This window comes from Marinoscillum sp. (assembly GCF_040222955.1).
Classification (GTDB): Bacteria; Bacteroidota; Bacteroidia; order Cytophagales; family Cyclobacteriaceae; genus Marinoscillum.
Genome location: NZ_JAVKCA010000007.1, coordinates 489,187 through 504,918 on the forward strand (window position 1 = coordinate 489,187; position 15,732 = coordinate 504,918).

General features: G+C 45.2%; 19 protein-coding genes. 12 read left to right on the forward strand and 7 right to left on the reverse strand.

The genetic code is table 11. The annotated features are described in order from the left end of the window. The first annotated feature begins 41 nt into the window (after positions 1-41). From RIH33_RS04270 to RIH33_RS04290, 5 genes are all read left to right on the forward strand, one after another. A complete protein-coding gene (locus RIH33_RS04270; RefSeq protein WP_406653922.1) occupies positions 42-926 on the forward strand; it encodes a DUF58 domain-containing protein in 885 nt (294 codons plus the stop codon). Next, positions 916-1,809 carry a hypothetical protein gene (locus RIH33_RS04275; RefSeq protein WP_406653923.1) on the forward strand — a complete coding sequence of 298 codons (894 nt, stop codon included), beginning with the start codon at positions 916-918 and terminating at the stop codon, positions 1,807-1,809. The genes RIH33_RS04270 and RIH33_RS04275 overlap by 11 nt, the downstream gene beginning before the upstream one ends. A gap of 5 nt (positions 1,810-1,814) precedes the next feature. After that, a complete protein-coding gene (locus RIH33_RS04280; protein WP_406653925.1) occupies positions 1,815-2,855 on the forward strand; it encodes a vWA domain-containing protein in 1,041 nt (346 codons plus the stop codon). A 278-nt stretch (positions 2,856-3,133) separates the two neighbouring features. Continuing rightward, on the forward strand, positions 3,134-4,798 hold the full coding sequence (gene asnB / locus RIH33_RS04285; protein ID WP_406653927.1) for an asparagine synthase B: 1,665 nt from the start codon (positions 3,134-3,136) through the stop codon (positions 4,796-4,798). A gap of 59 nt (positions 4,799-4,857) precedes the next feature. Then, positions 4,858-5,427: a pentapeptide repeat-containing protein gene (locus RIH33_RS04290; RefSeq protein ID WP_406653928.1), complete on the forward strand. Its 570-nt coding sequence runs from the start codon at positions 4,858-4,860 to the stop codon at positions 5,425-5,427. A 9-nt stretch (positions 5,428-5,436) separates the two neighbouring features. On the opposite strand, the gene RIH33_RS04295 is transcribed toward RIH33_RS04290, so the two are convergent. Together RIH33_RS04295 and RIH33_RS04300 are read right to left on the reverse strand one after the other, a co-directional pair. Then, positions 5,437-6,066: a LysE family translocator gene (locus RIH33_RS04295; RefSeq protein ID WP_406653929.1), complete on the reverse strand. Its 630-nt coding sequence runs from the start codon at positions 6,064-6,066 to the stop codon at positions 5,437-5,439. Next, entirely contained in the window at positions 6,066-7,625 is a 1,560-nt protein-coding gene (locus RIH33_RS04300; RefSeq protein WP_406653930.1) for a GH3 auxin-responsive promoter family protein, read from the reverse strand. The genes RIH33_RS04295 and RIH33_RS04300 overlap by 1 nt, the downstream gene beginning before the upstream one ends. Positions 7,626-7,722: 97 nt before the next feature. Between RIH33_RS04300 and RIH33_RS04305 the strand changes: the two genes are divergently transcribed. After that, a complete protein-coding gene (locus RIH33_RS04305; protein ID WP_406653931.1) occupies positions 7,723-8,400 on the forward strand; it encodes a YggS family pyridoxal phosphate-dependent enzyme in 678 nt (225 codons plus the stop codon). Further along, positions 8,393-8,764, forward strand: a complete 372-nt coding sequence (locus RIH33_RS04310; RefSeq protein ID WP_406653933.1) for a DUF423 domain-containing protein — start codon at positions 8,393-8,395, stop codon at positions 8,762-8,764. The genes RIH33_RS04305 and RIH33_RS04310 overlap by 8 nt, the downstream gene beginning before the upstream one ends. Here RIH33_RS04310 and RIH33_RS04315 read toward each other — a convergent pair. Further along, positions 8,758-9,171: a DUF1573 domain-containing protein gene (locus RIH33_RS04315; protein ID WP_406653934.1), complete on the reverse strand. Its 414-nt coding sequence runs from the start codon at positions 9,169-9,171 to the stop codon at positions 8,758-8,760. The genes RIH33_RS04310 and RIH33_RS04315 overlap by 7 nt on opposite strands. A gap of 56 nt (positions 9,172-9,227) precedes the next feature. On the opposite strand from RIH33_RS04315, the gene RIH33_RS04320 reads away from it, so the two are divergent. Genes RIH33_RS04320 through coaD form a run of 4 tightly spaced genes read left to right on the forward strand, consistent with a single transcriptional unit; the run spans position 9,228 to position 11,720 of the window. Continuing rightward, positions 9,228-9,728 (forward strand): NUDIX domain-containing protein, encoded by a 501-nt coding sequence (locus RIH33_RS04320; RefSeq protein ID WP_406653935.1) that lies wholly within the window; start codon positions 9,228-9,230, stop codon positions 9,726-9,728. Between the two features lie 52 nt (positions 9,729-9,780). Beyond that, the gene (locus RIH33_RS04325) at positions 9,781-10,374 is read left to right on the forward strand and encodes a hypothetical protein (RefSeq protein ID WP_406653936.1); all 594 of its coding nucleotides are present in this window, start codon (positions 9,781-9,783) and stop codon (positions 10,372-10,374) included. 3 nt (positions 10,375-10,377) lie between these two features. Further along, positions 10,378-11,268 (forward strand): DUF3822 family protein, encoded by an 891-nt coding sequence (locus RIH33_RS04330; protein ID WP_406653937.1) that lies wholly within the window; start codon positions 10,378-10,380, stop codon positions 11,266-11,268. Further along, positions 11,268-11,720 carry a pantetheine-phosphate adenylyltransferase gene (gene coaD, locus RIH33_RS04335; protein WP_406653939.1) on the forward strand — a complete coding sequence of 151 codons (453 nt, stop codon included), beginning with the start codon at positions 11,268-11,270 and terminating at the stop codon, positions 11,718-11,720. The genes RIH33_RS04330 and coaD overlap by 1 nt, the downstream gene beginning before the upstream one ends. Here the strand turns inward: coaD and RIH33_RS04340 are convergent. Beyond that, positions 11,708-12,397 (reverse strand): NUDIX hydrolase, encoded by a 690-nt coding sequence (locus tag RIH33_RS04340; protein WP_406653940.1) that lies wholly within the window; start codon positions 12,395-12,397, stop codon positions 11,708-11,710. The two genes, coaD and RIH33_RS04340, sit on opposite strands and share 13 nt — an antisense overlap. 90 nt (positions 12,398-12,487) lie before the next feature. Between RIH33_RS04340 and pyrE the strand changes: the two genes are divergently transcribed. Continuing rightward, a complete protein-coding gene (gene pyrE, locus RIH33_RS04345; RefSeq protein ID WP_406653942.1) occupies positions 12,488-13,138 on the forward strand; it encodes an orotate phosphoribosyltransferase in 651 nt (216 codons plus the stop codon). Here pyrE and RIH33_RS04350 read toward each other — a convergent pair. From RIH33_RS04350 to RIH33_RS04360, 3 genes are read right to left on the reverse strand one after another with little or no spacing between them, the layout of a single operon-like run. Beyond that, entirely contained in the window at positions 13,132-13,911 is a 780-nt protein-coding gene (locus tag RIH33_RS04350) for a TIGR02757 family protein (protein WP_406653944.1), read from the reverse strand. The genes pyrE and RIH33_RS04350 overlap by 7 nt on opposite strands. Before the next feature lie 5 nt (positions 13,912-13,916). Beyond that, complete coding sequence (locus RIH33_RS04355) at positions 13,917-14,957, reverse strand: LysM peptidoglycan-binding domain-containing protein (protein ID WP_406653945.1); 1,041 nt, start codon at positions 14,955-14,957, stop codon at positions 13,917-13,919. After that, entirely contained in the window at positions 14,947-15,690 is a 744-nt protein-coding gene (locus tag RIH33_RS04360; protein WP_406653946.1) for a DUF4905 domain-containing protein, read from the reverse strand. The genes RIH33_RS04355 and RIH33_RS04360 overlap by 11 nt, the downstream gene beginning before the upstream one ends. Positions 15,691-15,732: the final 42 nt, after the last annotated feature.

Below are 15,732 nucleotides of genomic sequence, written 5' to 3' on the forward strand. Positions count from 1 at the left end.
TCTAAGTGTTCTTATAATTTTGAACCCCAAAATTACTTTGCATGAAGGACATCCTCAAAAAGCTGAGAAAATATGAGATCAGAGTGCGCAAAGCCATCAATTCTCAGATGCAAGGTGACTTTCACAGCATCTTTAAAGGGTCGGGGCTCGAGTTTGATGACGTCCGGGCCTACCAGTATGGTGATGATGTGCGCACGATCGACTGGAACGTAACCGCCAAAGGCCACGGAACGTTCGTAAAAACTTTCATAGAAGAAAAAGAGCAAACCGTGCTCTTCATGCTGGATGTATCGGCATCCGGTGAGATTGGTAAAGCCAATCATCAAAAAATTGATCTGGGAAAAGAAATCACCGCACTGCTCACCATGTCAGCGGTAAAAGAAAGCAGCTCGGTGGGGTTGCTGTCATTCAGTGATCAGAAAGAGACTTACATCAAACCCGGAAAGGGAATGAAGCATTCTTATGAGATTCTCTCGAGTATCTTTTCATTGAATCCCATTTCCAAAAAAACCAATCTCGATCACGCCATTCGGTTCGCACTGGGCATGCTGAAACGCCGGGCTGTGATTTTCCTGATTTCAGATTTTATAGATGAAGATTATCTCCATAGCCTCAAAGGCATGGCCAGAAAACACGATCTGGTGGTGATTCAGCTATTTGACAAACGAGAATCCAATATGCCCAGTCTGGGTATAGTTCCGCTCCTGGACAAAGAATCCGGAAAAACCATCTGGATCAACACTTCTTCGGGGAAATTCAGAAATGTGCTGGATAAAACCTATCGGAAAAATACCACCGAACTGGAAGATTTTTGCCGGCGCAATGACGTCAACTATCTTTCGGTAGAAACCGAAGAAGATTACGTGCCCAAGCTGGTCAAATTATTCAGACACAGGAACAAAATGAATTCGCAACGTGCAAGGTAGATTATTGATTTACATACTCGGTCTGTTGATAATGGTGGGGATCAACGCCCAGAAAATCACGGTAAAAGGTGGTTTTGTGGAGGACAGCCTCAAAATCGGTGAAGACATTCACTATTGGATCTCAGCCGAGTACCCGGATCAGTTGGAACTGATCCTGCCGGATACCCTTTACGATTTCTCCCCTTTCGAGTTTTCAGGGAAGAAATACTTCCCCAGTAAAATCAAAATCGATCGGGCCTTTGATTCTGCGGTGTATACACTTCAGAGTTATGAGATAGATGCCGTCCAGTCGCTCTCCATTCCGGTATTCATACTTAATCCAACCGGCGACAGTACCCGTATAGACGCTGAAGTTGATTCGATCTATTTCAAGCAGCTACTGGAGGTGGTGACGGACACTACCAGCCTGAAGACCAACCTGGCTTATCAAAACGTATCTACACAGTTTAATTTTCCACTCCTATGGATCATCCTCGGAGTCCTGCTAGTACTCACACTGACCATCTACCTGATTTTCGGAAAGAAGATCCGAAAAACAATGAGATTGAGAAAACTGAAAAAAGACTTTATCACCTTCTCGGAGCATCTGACCATGGACATCAGAAGCCTGAAGGAGTCACCAAACCAAAAAATTGCTGAGCATGCCCTGACGGAATGGAAGATTTTCCTTGAAAGACTTGAACAGCGACCGTTCTCCAAATTGACCACTAAGGAAATCATGGCTTTGGAATATACCGGAGAACTAAACGGCACCCTCAAAAATATTGATCGCTGCGTCTATGGCGGGCGCTCCAATGAGGAGCTATACAAGGATTTTCAGGCCATAGAGGACTTCACTCAACACAGATATTCAGTGATCACCGACCAAATTAAAAACAGCTAACACGTATGGAAAGTACAAATCCCTGGTTTTCTGTGAACTGGTTCACCTGGTCAAAGCTCCAGTCCTTTGATTGGGAGCAACCGTTGTGGTTCTATCTGTTACTTGTTATTTTATTCGTCCTGCTTATCCGAGGCCTGGTGATGGCCCGTTTTCGTCAGCGCCTCCCAATAGCACTCACCAAAAAAGACATCAAAAGTGACCCGGTAAGCTATTTGAGGATTGTCCCCCCTATTCTTTTTTTCATTACCATCAGTCTGCTGGTGACGGCCCTGGCCCGACCTCAGTCTACCAACGAGCAGGTGGAGCAGTGGAGCGAGGGTATTGACATTATGATGACCATTGACATCTCCGAATCCATGCAAATTGAAGACTTCAGACCTAACAGGCTGGAGGCAGCCAAGGAAGTAGCAAGAAACTTTGTGGCAGGCAGGTTTCAGGATCGGATCGGGCTGGTGGTATTTTCCGGAGATGCCTTTTCCAGGTCTCCCCTCACCTCTGATTATGAGCTACTCAACTCTTACATTGATGACATCTCCTTTGATCTGATAGAAAACCGGGGAACCGCGATCGGCAGTGCACTGGCTGTAGCTACTAACAGGCTCAGGGAGTCAGATAGTAAATCAAAGGTACTGATACTGCTAAGTGATGGTGACAACACGGCTGGTAACATAGATCCCATTACTGCAGCCAAGCTGGCTCAGGCCTATGACATCAAAATTTACACCATTGCCATTGGCAAAGAAGGCAAAGTTCCTTTTGGCACCGACTTCTTTGGGCGCCCCAGGTATGTGGAAAACACCCTGGATGAAACCAACCTGAGGGAGATCGCCAAAATAGGAAGAGGCAACTTCTACAGAGTCTCCGACAAAGAAGCCCTTGAACAGGTATTTGGAGAAATTGACTCCCTGGAAAAAGCCGAGATCAAAGAAACCCGTTATAAGGATACCACGGATTACTACACCATCTATTTACGCTGGGCCATGGTATTCTTTGTGCTATGGCTTCTGACGAAATCCACCTTTGTCACCAGCGCACTGAGTGACTGAGCGGGAAGTAGGTGCAGCATTGGCCTGCGAATGAGGGAATCATTGGTAAGCCAGCAGAAGAAGGAATATTCTGATGAAAAATTGATGATTTAAACTGTCATTTTTATGAATATTTCAAATAACGAGAAATATTCCCTACTTCATTTACAAATAAAGCTTGACTTTATTGAAAATATTCTCAACACAGATTAACTTCCGCCCTTGAAAAATAAACACCTGATATTTATTCTGCTCAACAGGTATTTTACAGAATAAATAGAAGGAGAAAAAGCGAAAATATGTGCGGAATTGTATGTGCTTTTGAGTTAAAGCAGAAGGCGGAAGTACTCAGACCAAGGCTATTGGAAATGTCCAAGAAATTGAGACACAGAGGCCCTGACTGGAGTGGTATATACAGCAGTGAAAACGCTATACTGGCACATGAACGCCTGGCTGTGGTAGACCCGGCTTCCGGCAAGCAACCCCTCTACAGTGACCATCAGAAAATCGTGTTGGCTGCCAATGGGGAGATATACAATCACCGCGAACTCCGCAAGCAGTTTGAAGGAAAATACCATTTCAGCACAGCATCAGACTGTGAAGTGATCCTGGCCCTTTACAAGGAAAAAGGGGCAAGCTTTTTAGATGAACTCAACGGAATATTCGGATTTGCGCTTTATGATTCTGAAAACGACGCTTATCTGGTTGCCCGAGATCATATGGGCATCATACCCCTCTATATGGGATGGGATGAGGACGGCACCTTCTATGTGGCCTCTGAGCTCAAGGCCCTCGAAGGAGTGTGTACCAAAATCGAGCTTTTCCCTCCCGGACACTACCTACACAGTAAAGAAGGCACCCTTGTGAAGTGGTATGAACGTGACTGGACTTCATACGAAAATGTGAAGGATAGTCAGACCAGCGTAGCAGAGCTTCATGATGCGCTGGAGGCGGCTGTAAAACGTCAATTGATGTCGGACGTACCCTATGGTGTGCTGTTATCCGGTGGCCTGGACTCATCCGTCACGTCGGCCCTTGCTAAGAAATTTTCTCAAAACAGAATAGAAACTGACGGCAAGACTGGTGCCTGGTGGCCCCAGCTTCACTCATTTGCCGTGGGTCTGGAGGGCTCTCCCGATTTGGCGGCAGCCAGAAATGCCGCTGAACACATAGGCACTGTGCATCACGAAATTCTCTTCACCATACAGGAAGGTCTGGACGCCATCAGAGATGTCATCTACCACCTGGAAACTTATGACGTGACCACCGTGCGGGCCTCCACCCCGATGTACCTGATGGCGAGAGTGATTAAGTCCATGGGGATCAAAATGGTACTCTCAGGTGAGGGTTCGGATGAGCTCTTTGGCGGATACCTCTACTTCCACAAAGCTCCGAATGCTAAAGAGTTTCATGAAGAAACCGTGCGCAAGCTGAGTAAGCTGCACCAGTATGACTGTCTGCGCGCCAATAAATCGCTGGCCGCCTGGGGCATAGAAGGTCGTGTTCCCTTCCTGGATAAAGAATTTATTGATGTGGCCATGCGCCTGAATCCTCAGGACAAAATGATCACACCTGAAAAAATGGAAAAGTGGGTGGTGCGTAAGGCTTTTGAAAATTACCTGCCAGACAGTATCGCCTGGAGACAAAAAGAACAATTTTCGGACGGTGTGGGCTATAGCTGGATAGACACCCTGAAACAGGTGGTGGGTGAAAAAGTTACCGACGAGCAGCTGGCCAATGCCAAATATAAATTCCCGGTGCAGACGCCCCGCAACAAGGAGGAGTTTTACTACCGAACCATCTTCTCTGAGCATTTCCCGTCGGACACAGCAGCACTGTGCGTACCCTCAGTACCATCGGTAGCCTGCAGCACTCCGGAAGCGCTGGCCTGGGATGAGTCTTTCAAAAACATGAATGACCCCTCAGGAAGAGCGGTGGGCGTGCACACAGATAAGTACAAATAAAATCGAACATTGGACGATAAGAAATCCCTCCTTCGGGGTGTTTAAACTAACTTCGAGGTATGGAAGATTACTTTGAAGAACAGGTCTTTAATGGCGTAAACTTCACAGAACAGCGTCTTGACAAAGGAGAATACAACCTTTGCAGATTTGTCAACTGCTCATTCTCAGGAGTGGACCTCTCCTACCTGGTCTTTTCTGAATGTGTGTTTGAAAACTGTGACCTGAGCAATGCCCGAATGAATAGCTCCTCATGGAAGGAAGTTCAATTTAACGAGTGCAAGCTCCTGGGGCTGATCTTTAGTGACTGTAATCCCTTTCTCATAGCCATGAACTTTCGTGGGTGTCAGCTGAACTTCTCCTCCTTCTATCAGCTCAATCTTAAGGGAAGTAAATTCGAACAGTGCAGTCTTCACGAAGTGGATTTCACCGAAACAAACCTCACCGGTGCCAGCTTTTATCAAAGTGACTTGTCAGGCGCCATTTTTGAAAATACCATCCTGGAGAAATCTGACTTCAGGTCAGCTCAAAACTATGCCTTAGACCCAGAACTTAATAAGCTCAAAAAAGCTAAGTTCTCCATGCCTGAGGTGGTCGGGCTCCTCCACAAACTTGACATACATATCTCTTAATCTTGAGTTTTATTCAATCATGAAATTATTGAAGAGAAAGTAGATCATCTGTAGGCCAAACAAGATCAGGATCACTCCAACGGACCGATTAAGAATCAAAATCTTCTTGGGGGTAACCATGGCCCGTAGCCGGTAGGCAATGAAGGCCTTGGTAACATCAGATACCAGAATGGTGGTGAGTACGCCCACGAAAAAATAAATCTGCTGGCCACCGTTGTAGTCATAATTAACGGCCACCAGGCCTATAATCCCCAGCCAGAATATCACGATAAAAGGATTAAACCCATTGAGCACAAATCCTTTCAGGATGTATTTGAGGTACGAAAGTTCGGTGTCCGTTTCCTGCTTTTCCTGATAGATTTTAGGCTTTTTAAACCATGAGTACAACCCGTATGCGATGAGTATTACTGTACCCACTATGGCCATCCACATTCGGGCGGTGGGCTTTTCGAGCAAGGATGCGAGCCCCATAATAGCCAGAGCAACATAAAGCATATCACTCAGGGAAATGCCAAAGGCAAGAAAAACAGCCTTCCTAAAGCCTTTTTGAACACTGGTTTGCAGGAGTGCGAAAAAACCGGGGCCAAAAGAAAAAATAAAAATCAATCCAAATAATAATCCTGTAAAATATGATGGCATCAGCTAGGGTTCATAATATTTCTGGCTGCAACGAAATCTTTCCACTGCTGCGATTTCTCATTTTTGAGTACTCTTGGAAATTTATTCTGACCTCCCTCTTTCCCTTGTTCTTTCATCCATTCATAAAAAAGTGATGTTGGAAGTATTCTTGCAGTCACCTCCCTGAGGGCATGCCCTCGCTCCACTTTATAGTCGTCATTCAGCTCCATCAGTTTCAGGTCCAGTTGCTTTTGCACTGTCTCCTCATCCACCGTGTCGTCAGTGCCCAGATACCACCTGTGAGCAAACCGACCACCTACTGACTCTCCCAACACCGTAAACTCACGGATATCGATATTGAATGCTGCACTCACCAACTCCACGGCCTTATTCATGTTATCAACAGAAAGATGCTCTCCACACAAACTCAGGAAGTGCTTGGTCCGACCAGTAATGTATATTTCCGAGTCCTCTACAGATGCAAACTTAATCACATCTCCGATAAGGTACCTCCAGGCGCCGGCATTTGTGCTGATCAGCAAGGCATATTCCACCCCTGCCTTCACCTGATCCATATGCAGGGTCTCGGGGCTTTCTCGCATCATACCGTCTTCAGTGAAATTTTTAGGTGTGAAGGGCACAAACTCATAAAAAATTCCATTATTCAAGACAAGTTTCATGGACCGCTGTACTGGCTGGGCCTGAAACGCAATAAACCCCTCACTGGCAAGATAGGTTTCCATATAAATCAGAGGGTGCTCGAGCAGCTTTTCAAAGCCTTTTTTGTAGGGTTCGAAGGACACCCCCCCGTGGACGAAGATTTTCAAATTGGGCCAGATGTCATGAATCGTTTTGACCTCATAGTGTTTCACTATTTTTTCCATCAAAATCTGAAGCCAGGCAGGGACACCTACTATAATTCCAATGTCCCAATCCCTGGCACGCCGAGTGATTTCGTCCAGTTTATCCCCCCAGTCAGATGTTTTGGCTATTTTCTTTCCGGGTTTATAAAAATGCTGAAACCAAAATGGTATCTGCGCGGCAGTGATCCCACTCAGGTCCCCTTCGAAATAGGTGCCGCTTTTACGGAGATTGGTACTCCCACCAAGCATTAGAATCCCTTTGGTAAACAGATCCGTAGGGAGATCATACTTAGAGAGTGTAAGTATCTGCCGCATACTGGTCTTTCTGATCGATTTGATCATCTCCTTTGTGATCGGAATGTACTTGGAGGAAGCCCCTGAAGTACCGCTACTCAGCGCGAAATATTTCACCTTACCGGGGTAACAAACGTCTTTTTTACCTGCTTTGGCCAAATGCCACCATTCATTGTGGATCTTGTCATAGTCAAACACCGGGACGTTTCTGGTGAACTCAGCATAGAACTGATCCCTGGTACCTGTTTTGAAGGTTTTAAGGATATTAGCAAACCCATAATGCTTACCAAACTCTGTATGCTGTGCGTGGATCATCAGCTTTCGGAGCTCTCCTTTTTGCAGATCAAAGGCAGATGTATATTGCTGCTCCATGCTCTCCCCCAGCATTATCCCTTTCTTCAAAAGTGTTCCTAATATTGCCATAATAGAGTATTTATGAAAGTCATGTGATTTTCACTGATGACTTACCAACTTTGCGCTAGTTTTAAAGTTAACGATAGTCGAGAATTTAGCACTCCACATGAGCGACATAGCAGCAAATATTAACAAAATAAAAACAGAACTCACCGGCACTAATGCCCGACTGATTGCCGTAAGTAAGACCAAGCCAATATCGGCCGTGCAGGAAGCTTACGACAGTGACCAACGGGACTTTGGTGAAAATAAGGTGCAGGAAATGACTGAGAAGTACGAGTCGCTTCCCAAAGACATCAGGTGGCACATGATCGGTCATCTGCAGCGGAATAAGGTTAAGTACATTGCTCCGTACGTGCACCTCATTCACGCAGTGGACAGTGTGAGATTGTTAAAGGAAATAAACAAAGAGGCCGCCAAAAATGACCGAATCATTTCGTGTCTCCTCCAGATTCATATCGCTGAGGAATCCACCAAGTTTGGCTTTGACAAAAATGACCTTCAGTATTTTTTGGAAAATGGTGAACTCGAAAACCTGACCCACATCAAGGTGTGCGGACTCATGGGAATGGCCACGCTTACCCCTGATACCGCTCAGATCTCAAAGGAGTTTGAAGGACTTAAGCTTCTGTTCGATGAGTTCTCTTCGAAATTTCATATCAGCAACTTTGAGCTCACCGAACTATCCATGGGGATGAGTGGAGATTATCGGCATGCCCTGGATCATGGCAGCACCATGATCAGAGTGGGTAGTTCTATCTTTGGAGAAAGAAATTATGGATAAAAAACACTTACTAACAGGGAGCGTACTGGCTGTCACGGCTGTGGGGTTGGGAGCCTTTGGTGCACATGCACTGTCGGCAACACTGGAGGCTTTCGGGAGAAAAGATACCTACGACACTGCCGTTCAGTATCACATGTTTCATGCAATCGCTATTCTTTTTGTTAGCCTTATCAATAAAAATGGCCCACATCAATTACTGACATGGGCCATTCGTCTCTTTCTGTTTGGCACCCTGATATTTTCGGGTAGCCTCTATGTGCTTTGTATGACCAACCTCTCTATACTGGGAGCTATCACTCCTATTGGAGGTCTCCTGTTCATTGGTGGATGGATCACACTGATTATTTATGCTTTACGTCACTGATCTACAGGGGCCGGAGCCAATACATTGGTGGTGATTTTCACCCGCTCACTGCTATTGACGGCATTTGAAAGTATCGTTACCACCTTATTTTGCATTCCCATTTTACCCCGGCTATTGAAATTCACTGTAATTTCCGCGGAAGCTCCGGGAGCCAAAGGCTCTCTGTCCCAGTTGGTCGCTGTACAGCCGCATGTGGTACGCACATCCGAAAGAATTAAAGGTTCGTTACCCGTGTTTTCATATTTAAAAACATGAGTCACTCTGTCACCCTGCGTGATGTCACCAAAATCATGAGCAGACTCAGCGAAAGTGATCCTGGGACCATTCTGCACTTCTTCTGCACCTGTGGTTTGTGCTACTACGCCGAATCCTACACAGAGTATGAATAAACTTGCTAAAACTCTCATATATATTTTTTTTTGAGTAAAGTTAACGTACATCGATTTAATATGTTAATAAAACCATGGCAGATTCCGGCACCAAAAGCATTTTTGAAGGGAGAGTAAGGGCAAGAGTATGTGGAATTCTTCAGGAAGAAGGCGCCATATTAATGCTGAGGCACAAAGGGATCGGACCTAATGGTTATCTCTGGTCACCTCCCGGAGGTGGTATAGAGTTTGGCGAAAGTGCTGAAGGAGCACTGAAAAAGGAATTTCTTGAAGAAACAGGGCTGAGGGTCAGTATAGGACAGTTTTTGTTTGTGAATGAGTACCAGGACGATCGACACCATGCCATTGAACTCTTTTTTGAAGTGACCCGGATAGCCGGAGAAATCCAACTCGGACAAGATCCTGAATTACCCAAAAATGAACAAATACTTGAAGAACTCAAATGGCTGAGCTTTGCTGAAATCAAAACCATGGATTCAGGTTTCCTGCACAATGCTTTTCGCCTGACACAGGAACCAAATCAAATAACTGAATTGCGAGGGTTTTTTAAATTTGGGAATATTTCCATAAAATAGCGTTTCGCTAACAGTCTAATTATCTTTATTATTGCAAAAAACCCTAACATCAATGACCAAAACAAAAATCTTTACCATAGTTTTCGGAATCGTCGCATTGTGCTTGTCGTTCTTCCTTTATTACTCTATCAACTCTAGTATAGAAGAGTCTCAGAGAATCGCTAAAATGGAAGCACGCATCATTGAGCAATTAAAAATGATTAGAGAAGCGGAGCTGTCGTATCTCGCTGTAAACGGGCGATATACCAGCGATTGGGATAAACTATTGGCATTCGTGGATTCCGGTAAGTTTTACCTTACTGAGAAAACCGAATTTGTAATCACCTTGGATTATGGTGCAGATAGCACCTACGTGGAAATAGACACCTTGGGTACAGTTTCTGTTAAAGATTCGGTGTTTAAGAAATCGGTTTGGCCGAGGTTTAATCTTTCTACCCTTCCATATGTACCAGGCGTAGAGCCTCCAACCAAATTTGATATTTGGGCTGATAAAATTGAAAAGAGTGGGGTTTCTGTAAACGCAATAGAGGTGAAAAACCCGAAACCTATCAACCCAATTCGGGATGAAGAAAGTGAGTATAACACAAGAAAGCCTTTGAGATTTGGCTCTAAAACAAGTGTAACTACAGCAGGTAACTGGGAATAAATTTTGACAAAAACCGCCACATCGACTTTCAAACTCATTAAAAGAATTAAGGCTGGCAGCTTTGATGAATCAAAGCTGCCATCTTATTCTCTGTGCCTGCAAATAGGCATTCGCGATTTTCAATTTTGTGTGGTGAATAAGCAGACAGGCACCTGTCTGGCGATGGAAGATTACAAGCTGGAGAACATCAAAACCATCAACACCCGGCTGGAGGTAATCAAAGAAATAGTCAACAAACACAGTTTTATTGGGTCCAATCTTTGGGACAACATCAAGGTGAGCTTTAAGACTCATAAGTTCTCACTGGTTCCCGGTTCACATTTTCTACCCGAGGCCTCCAGTGACTACCTGGCTGTGAATTCAGAGATCAAAACCAAGATTGAGGAAGTTTACTATTACAAGCACATAGCAAGTAGTGCGGTGAACATCTTTGCCTGCGATAAAAAGGTCATTTCCTGGTCCAAGGAGCGCTATCCCAATAAAAGTTTGCAAGTTATTCACCAGGGTAGTGCGCTTATTGAGGGTATTCTCAAATATGACGATCACTCCAAGGAGAAAACCATGTTTACGTATTTTGACAGAGGTATTCTCCACATCATGGTCTCTCAGAAAAATCAGTTGCTCTACTACAATCAGTTTGCGGTAAGAAAAAGCGAGGATTACCTCAAGTACATCATGCTTGTTTTTAAAGAAATTGGTCTTTCTCCAAAAACAAGTAGCCTGGTGGTATGGGGTCTGCTAAAAAATGACGCACCACAAATTGAACTACTGAAAAAATACATCCGAAACATCTCTTTCGGTACCAAGCCAAACTTTCTGAAATTTCCGTCCGAATTTGAGGACATAGCCGATCATAGATATTTTGACCTGTACAGCATATTTCTCTGCGAGTAATGAACAAAACAGCCATTTTCCCAGGTTCGTTTGATCCATTCACCAAGGGGCATGAAGACATTGTGCTGAGGAGTCTGGAACTCTTCGATGAGGTGATCATCGCCATGGGTCATAACTCCAACAAGAAAAGGTATTTCGAAGTGGACTTCATTATCGACAAGATCAATGTGGCTTTTGAGGGCAACGAACGCGTAAAGGTCATTGTGTATGACGAACTCACGGCCATCCTTGCTCAGAAATACAATGCGCGCTATCTCGTTCGCGGGTTGAGAAATACCACGGACTTTGAGTATGAGAATAGTATTTCTCAGATTAATAAGTACCTGAATGCGGGTCTGGAGACCATTTTCTTGATTACTTCTCCTGACCTGGCACCTATCAGCAGCAGTATCATCCGGGAGGTACACCGGTACGGGGGAGATGTCGCCCCCTTCCTTCCTTATAAACTCTGATCGTGTATTTTCAGTAATTTGTGATACTCCTGTATCACCACCCGAATGGATCGGTAGGAATTATAAAGTGCTGCCCGTAGCTCAGTCAAAGTCATCCAGCGAACCTCATCAATGCCTTCTTCAGCCTGGGGTGCCAGATGAGTATCATCCAGACAACGCATCACATACCAATGCGTCTTTTTGAGCACATATTTCTCTTTGTTGATGTAGGTGTGCCAGGTAGCATTGATCTTCTTCTCAATGGTCACCTTCACACCTGTCTCCTCCTCCACCTCACGAATGGCACAATCACGCTTATTCTCCCCTTTATCCAGCTTCCCTTTGGGGATATCCCACCTGTCCTTCCTGTAGATCAGGAGAATTTTTCCTCCCTTATCCACTACTCCACCAGCTGCCTCTATCACTTTGAACTTCTTCTTGATGTAGCGGATCACATCCCGCTTGTCGGTACTGCAAAAAGTAATTGAATCCACTTTTTTCAGCTTATTATCCGTCATCACGTGTAGCAGATCATCCACCTTATCAGCTGCAGCATCAGTGATCAGCACATCATCGATCAATGACTTTGGTTTTATTTTAGTGATGGCTCCATCAATCACCAGGTCAAACTCTTTGGTGGGATCAAGCTCTTCAGGACTTACAATACTTACCGGGATATCATTGATGAATATTTTCACAAGAAGTTTAGCTTTGCGTACAAATAAAACACATAAATATTGGGGTATAAAAGCGCCTTCTAATATTTTTAAAAAACTTATCGACAAAGCATGCCTGTACAACAATACGACAATCAAGTCGCAAAAGAAATCGCTAAAGCCCTCGTAAACATTGAAGCCATCAAAATCAGCCCTCAAGCCCCTTTTACCTGGGCGTCTGGCTGGAAATCTCCCATTTACTGCGACAACAGGCTCAGTCTCTCCTATCCGAAAACAAGAAGCCTGGTGAAGAATCATCTTGCCAAGGTGATCAGAGAGAAATTCCCAAATGCGGAGTGTATCGCTGGTGTAGCCACGGCAGGTATTCCTCAAGGTGCTCTTGTCGCTGACGCACTTGATTTGCCTTTCATATACATCAGGTCCACTACCAAAGGACATGGAATGGAAAATCAGATAGAGGGCGTGGCGTCTAAGGGCACCAAAGTAGTTCTGATAGAAGACCTGGTCTCCACTGGCGGGAGTTCCTTACAGGCTGCGGAAGCCGTTCGGACGGCAGGTATGGAAGTACTGGGCATGGTCGCGATCTTCACCTATGGGTTTGGGATCTCCGAGGAAAACTTTAAAGACCACCATGTGGACCTCTGGTACCTGAGTGACTACTCCACCATGATAGCGGCAATGCTGGCCGATGGCAGTATCGCTCCTGACCAGGAGGCCACCCTGAAAGCCTGGCGCAGCAACCCTGCTCAGTGGAATCAGTGAAATTTCTCTTCTACGCCCAGTCCAAATAACGCAAAGTCATACTTCACAGGATCTTCCGGATCAAACGCCTTGAGCTGATTGGTCAGCTCAAGGGCCGTTTGCCAGTCGGTTTGCTTACGGGTGATGAGACCGAGTGACCGGGCTACCCTATCCACGTGCAAGTCACACGGACACACCAGTTGGGAAGGTTGTATCTTTTTCCAAAGTCCAAAATCGACACCCGCAGTATCATGCCTCACCATCCAGCGAAGAAACATATTCAGACGCTTGCAGGCTGATTTACGGACGGGGTTTGAAATGTGCTTGTAGGTACGTCTGGGATGATCGGGTAAAGAAAAAAAGTATTCAAAGAATCCCGCCAGATGGCTAAAGGTATCACTGGCACCCACCAGTGAGTTACGAACGAAAGCATTCTCGAGGCTCTCGTGATGGGAATAATGGTGACGGAAAAACTCAATAAAGTAGAGGGCGTCTGTAGGATTGAAGGTGCGGTGCTTGAAATCCAGAAAAGCTTTCAGGTCTGATTCCGAATAATTTAACACAAAATCATACGGAGCGTTATCCATTCGATCAAAAAACTCCCGGCACTTATTGATGATGGTCACACGCTGGCCCCACGCGAGTACAGAAGCCATGAAACCGGAGATCTCAATATCCTGCAGCCGGGTATACCCATGCGGAATAGTGATGGGGTCATTTTCAATAAAACCTGGCTGATTGTATTGAGTGACCTTCTGATCCAGAAACGCTTTTAACTCAGATTTTTTGGTCAAAATGTCTAATCCAAATAATAAGAAACCTCCACCCGGGTTTTGGGGTCAATCACACCCAGCCGCTCAAAGCAAATAGGTGTCAGCCTGATCATCACGTTCTCATTCAGTCCGGTTTCCGGAAGCTTTCCCACCACGCGAACGAATATCTTTTGATTGTTCATCAGGTTGCGAACCTCTATGAGTGCCCCGACCGAAAGGGTACGATGCAGCGCCAGGTACTTTTGCGTTTCCATCCCATCCTCTATCTTTCTGGCCGTGCCTTCCTCAAACACCCGCGTAAACCCGCTTTGATCCTTAACAGTCTTACGCTGACCATAAGGGAGTACCTCCACTGCATCACCCTGAGCAATCCGAGCCGAGTCTGGCTTACCTTTCACCAGGAGCTTTTGACCTATAGACAAATAAGCATTGGGCAAATGATTCCAAACAACAATGCTATCCGGTTTTACCTGAAACTTGGTGGCAATGGTTTCCAGTAAGTCTCCGCTCTGCACATAATACTCCGTGAAGCCCGGAGGCACCCTGGATTTAGGGGCTTCTTTGACGGGCTCCTTTACCTCTACTGGCCGAGCCACTACCTGATCATCAGAAATACGGATAATCAGCTGCTGATCAATGGAAATCTCATTGGAAGATAAAGCATTCCATTTTTTCATATCTTCCACAGCCACACCATATTTTCGGGAGATGGAGTACAGGGTTTCCCCTTGCGCCACCGTGTGGGTGATCTCCTCCAGATTGGAGGATGCCTTCTGTTCAGCGGGCTTGACTTCCGATGCTTGTTTGCCTTTGATCTTATCTATCGGTAGCCTAAGCTCCTGTCCCAGTGAAATCTGATTATTTTGAATGTCATTGAGCTTGACTACCTGCTCCAGATCAGCACCATATCTTCTGGCAAGGCTGTACAGGGTTTCACCCTTTTCCACCCGATGAATAACAACATACTGGCCTTTACTTTTTTCTACCCTTAGAGAATCTAAGCCTCCAGCGCTAACTGCCGATACCCCTAAAGTCAATACTAAAATGAATCCGATTTTATAACTCAATTGCATGAATTTGATTTCCATTCTGAATAAATACCAAAAGATTTTTGAAAGTAAAAAAGCTGCCGGAAGCATAGCCATTCAATCCTGTATCTACCACCTCATGGTAAAGCTCGACATCTCCCTGCATAACCAAAAGCTTTCTATCAAACTTTGTACCTAAACGCTCATAATAGCTGATTATGATATATTCTCCATACTCATCATACTCAAAACCCTGTGGTGCCTCATCCACCTCCAGAAACTCCTTCACCAGATTAAAGTGCTCAGAACCAGGAGCATAGTAAACCGGATATCGCACATTATCCTCAGGTAATGCCTCTGTGAGGGCATCAAGGTTCCATCTCTGTTCGTTTGTTTGATCCCCGGGCACATGCCCAATGAGCACAGCCCCTTCCTGCTGTATAAACTGAAAGTCGGTAAGCACATGGTTGAGACTGAGCGAATGAGTATCATACACCAGCAGGTCCTTACTCAGAGGATTTTGAGGGTCATTGTAGCGTTCCAGCAGCAGATAGGGATGATAAAACCTCAACACAGTAGTCCACCAGTCGGCTTCTGGTATGTCGAATGACTTTTCGCTCCCTAAAGACCCCAGGTTAATCATCTGATATTTGATCTCCTGAGTGTCCTCATTCCTAAGCTCCAGCACCAGGTGTCCGGTACCGGCATCCAGTACGACCTGCCAGATTTTAGAGGTAAAAGCGAAAGAAAAAGCGAAAGAAGGTCCAGCCACGAGGATGATTGAAGTATTTTTAGTTCAAATTTGTTGTAAAGT

What these genes read in the sequence shown, in the direction of transcription:
- RIH33_RS04270 (WP_406653922.1), top strand. Translation starts at nt 42, where the DNA reads ATGAAGGACATCCTCAAAAAGCTGAGAAAATATGAGATCAGAGTGCGC.
- RIH33_RS04280 (WP_406653925.1), top strand. Translation starts at nt 1,815, where the DNA reads ATGGAAAGTACAAATCCCTGGTTTTCTGTGAACTGGTTCACCTGGTCA.
- asnB (WP_406653927.1), top strand. Translation starts at nt 3,134, where the DNA reads ATGTGCGGAATTGTATGTGCTTTTGAGTTAAAGCAGAAGGCGGAAGTA.
- RIH33_RS04290 (WP_406653928.1), top strand. Translation starts at nt 4,858, where the DNA reads ATGGAAGATTACTTTGAAGAACAGGTCTTTAATGGCGTAAACTTCACA.
- RIH33_RS04295 (WP_406653929.1), bottom strand. Translation starts at nt 6,066, where the DNA reads ATGCCATCATATTTTACAGGATTATTATTTGGATTGATTTTTATTTTT.
- RIH33_RS04300 (WP_406653930.1), bottom strand. Translation starts at nt 7,625, where the DNA reads ATGGCAATATTAGGAACACTTTTGAAGAAAGGGATAATGCTGGGGGAG.
- RIH33_RS04305 (WP_406653931.1), top strand. Translation starts at nt 7,723, where the DNA reads ATGAGCGACATAGCAGCAAATATTAACAAAATAAAAACAGAACTCACC.
- RIH33_RS04310 (WP_406653933.1), top strand. Translation starts at nt 8,393, where the DNA reads ATGGATAAAAAACACTTACTAACAGGGAGCGTACTGGCTGTCACGGCT.
- RIH33_RS04315 (WP_406653934.1), bottom strand. Translation starts at nt 9,171, where the DNA reads ATGAGAGTTTTAGCAAGTTTATTCATACTCTGTGTAGGATTCGGCGTA.
- RIH33_RS04320 (WP_406653935.1), top strand. Translation starts at nt 9,228, where the DNA reads ATGGCAGATTCCGGCACCAAAAGCATTTTTGAAGGGAGAGTAAGGGCA.
- RIH33_RS04325 (WP_406653936.1), top strand. Translation starts at nt 9,781, where the DNA reads ATGACCAAAACAAAAATCTTTACCATAGTTTTCGGAATCGTCGCATTG.
- coaD (WP_406653939.1), top strand. Translation starts at nt 11,268, where the DNA reads ATGAACAAAACAGCCATTTTCCCAGGTTCGTTTGATCCATTCACCAAG.
- pyrE (WP_406653942.1), top strand. Translation starts at nt 12,488, where the DNA reads ATGCCTGTACAACAATACGACAATCAAGTCGCAAAAGAAATCGCTAAA.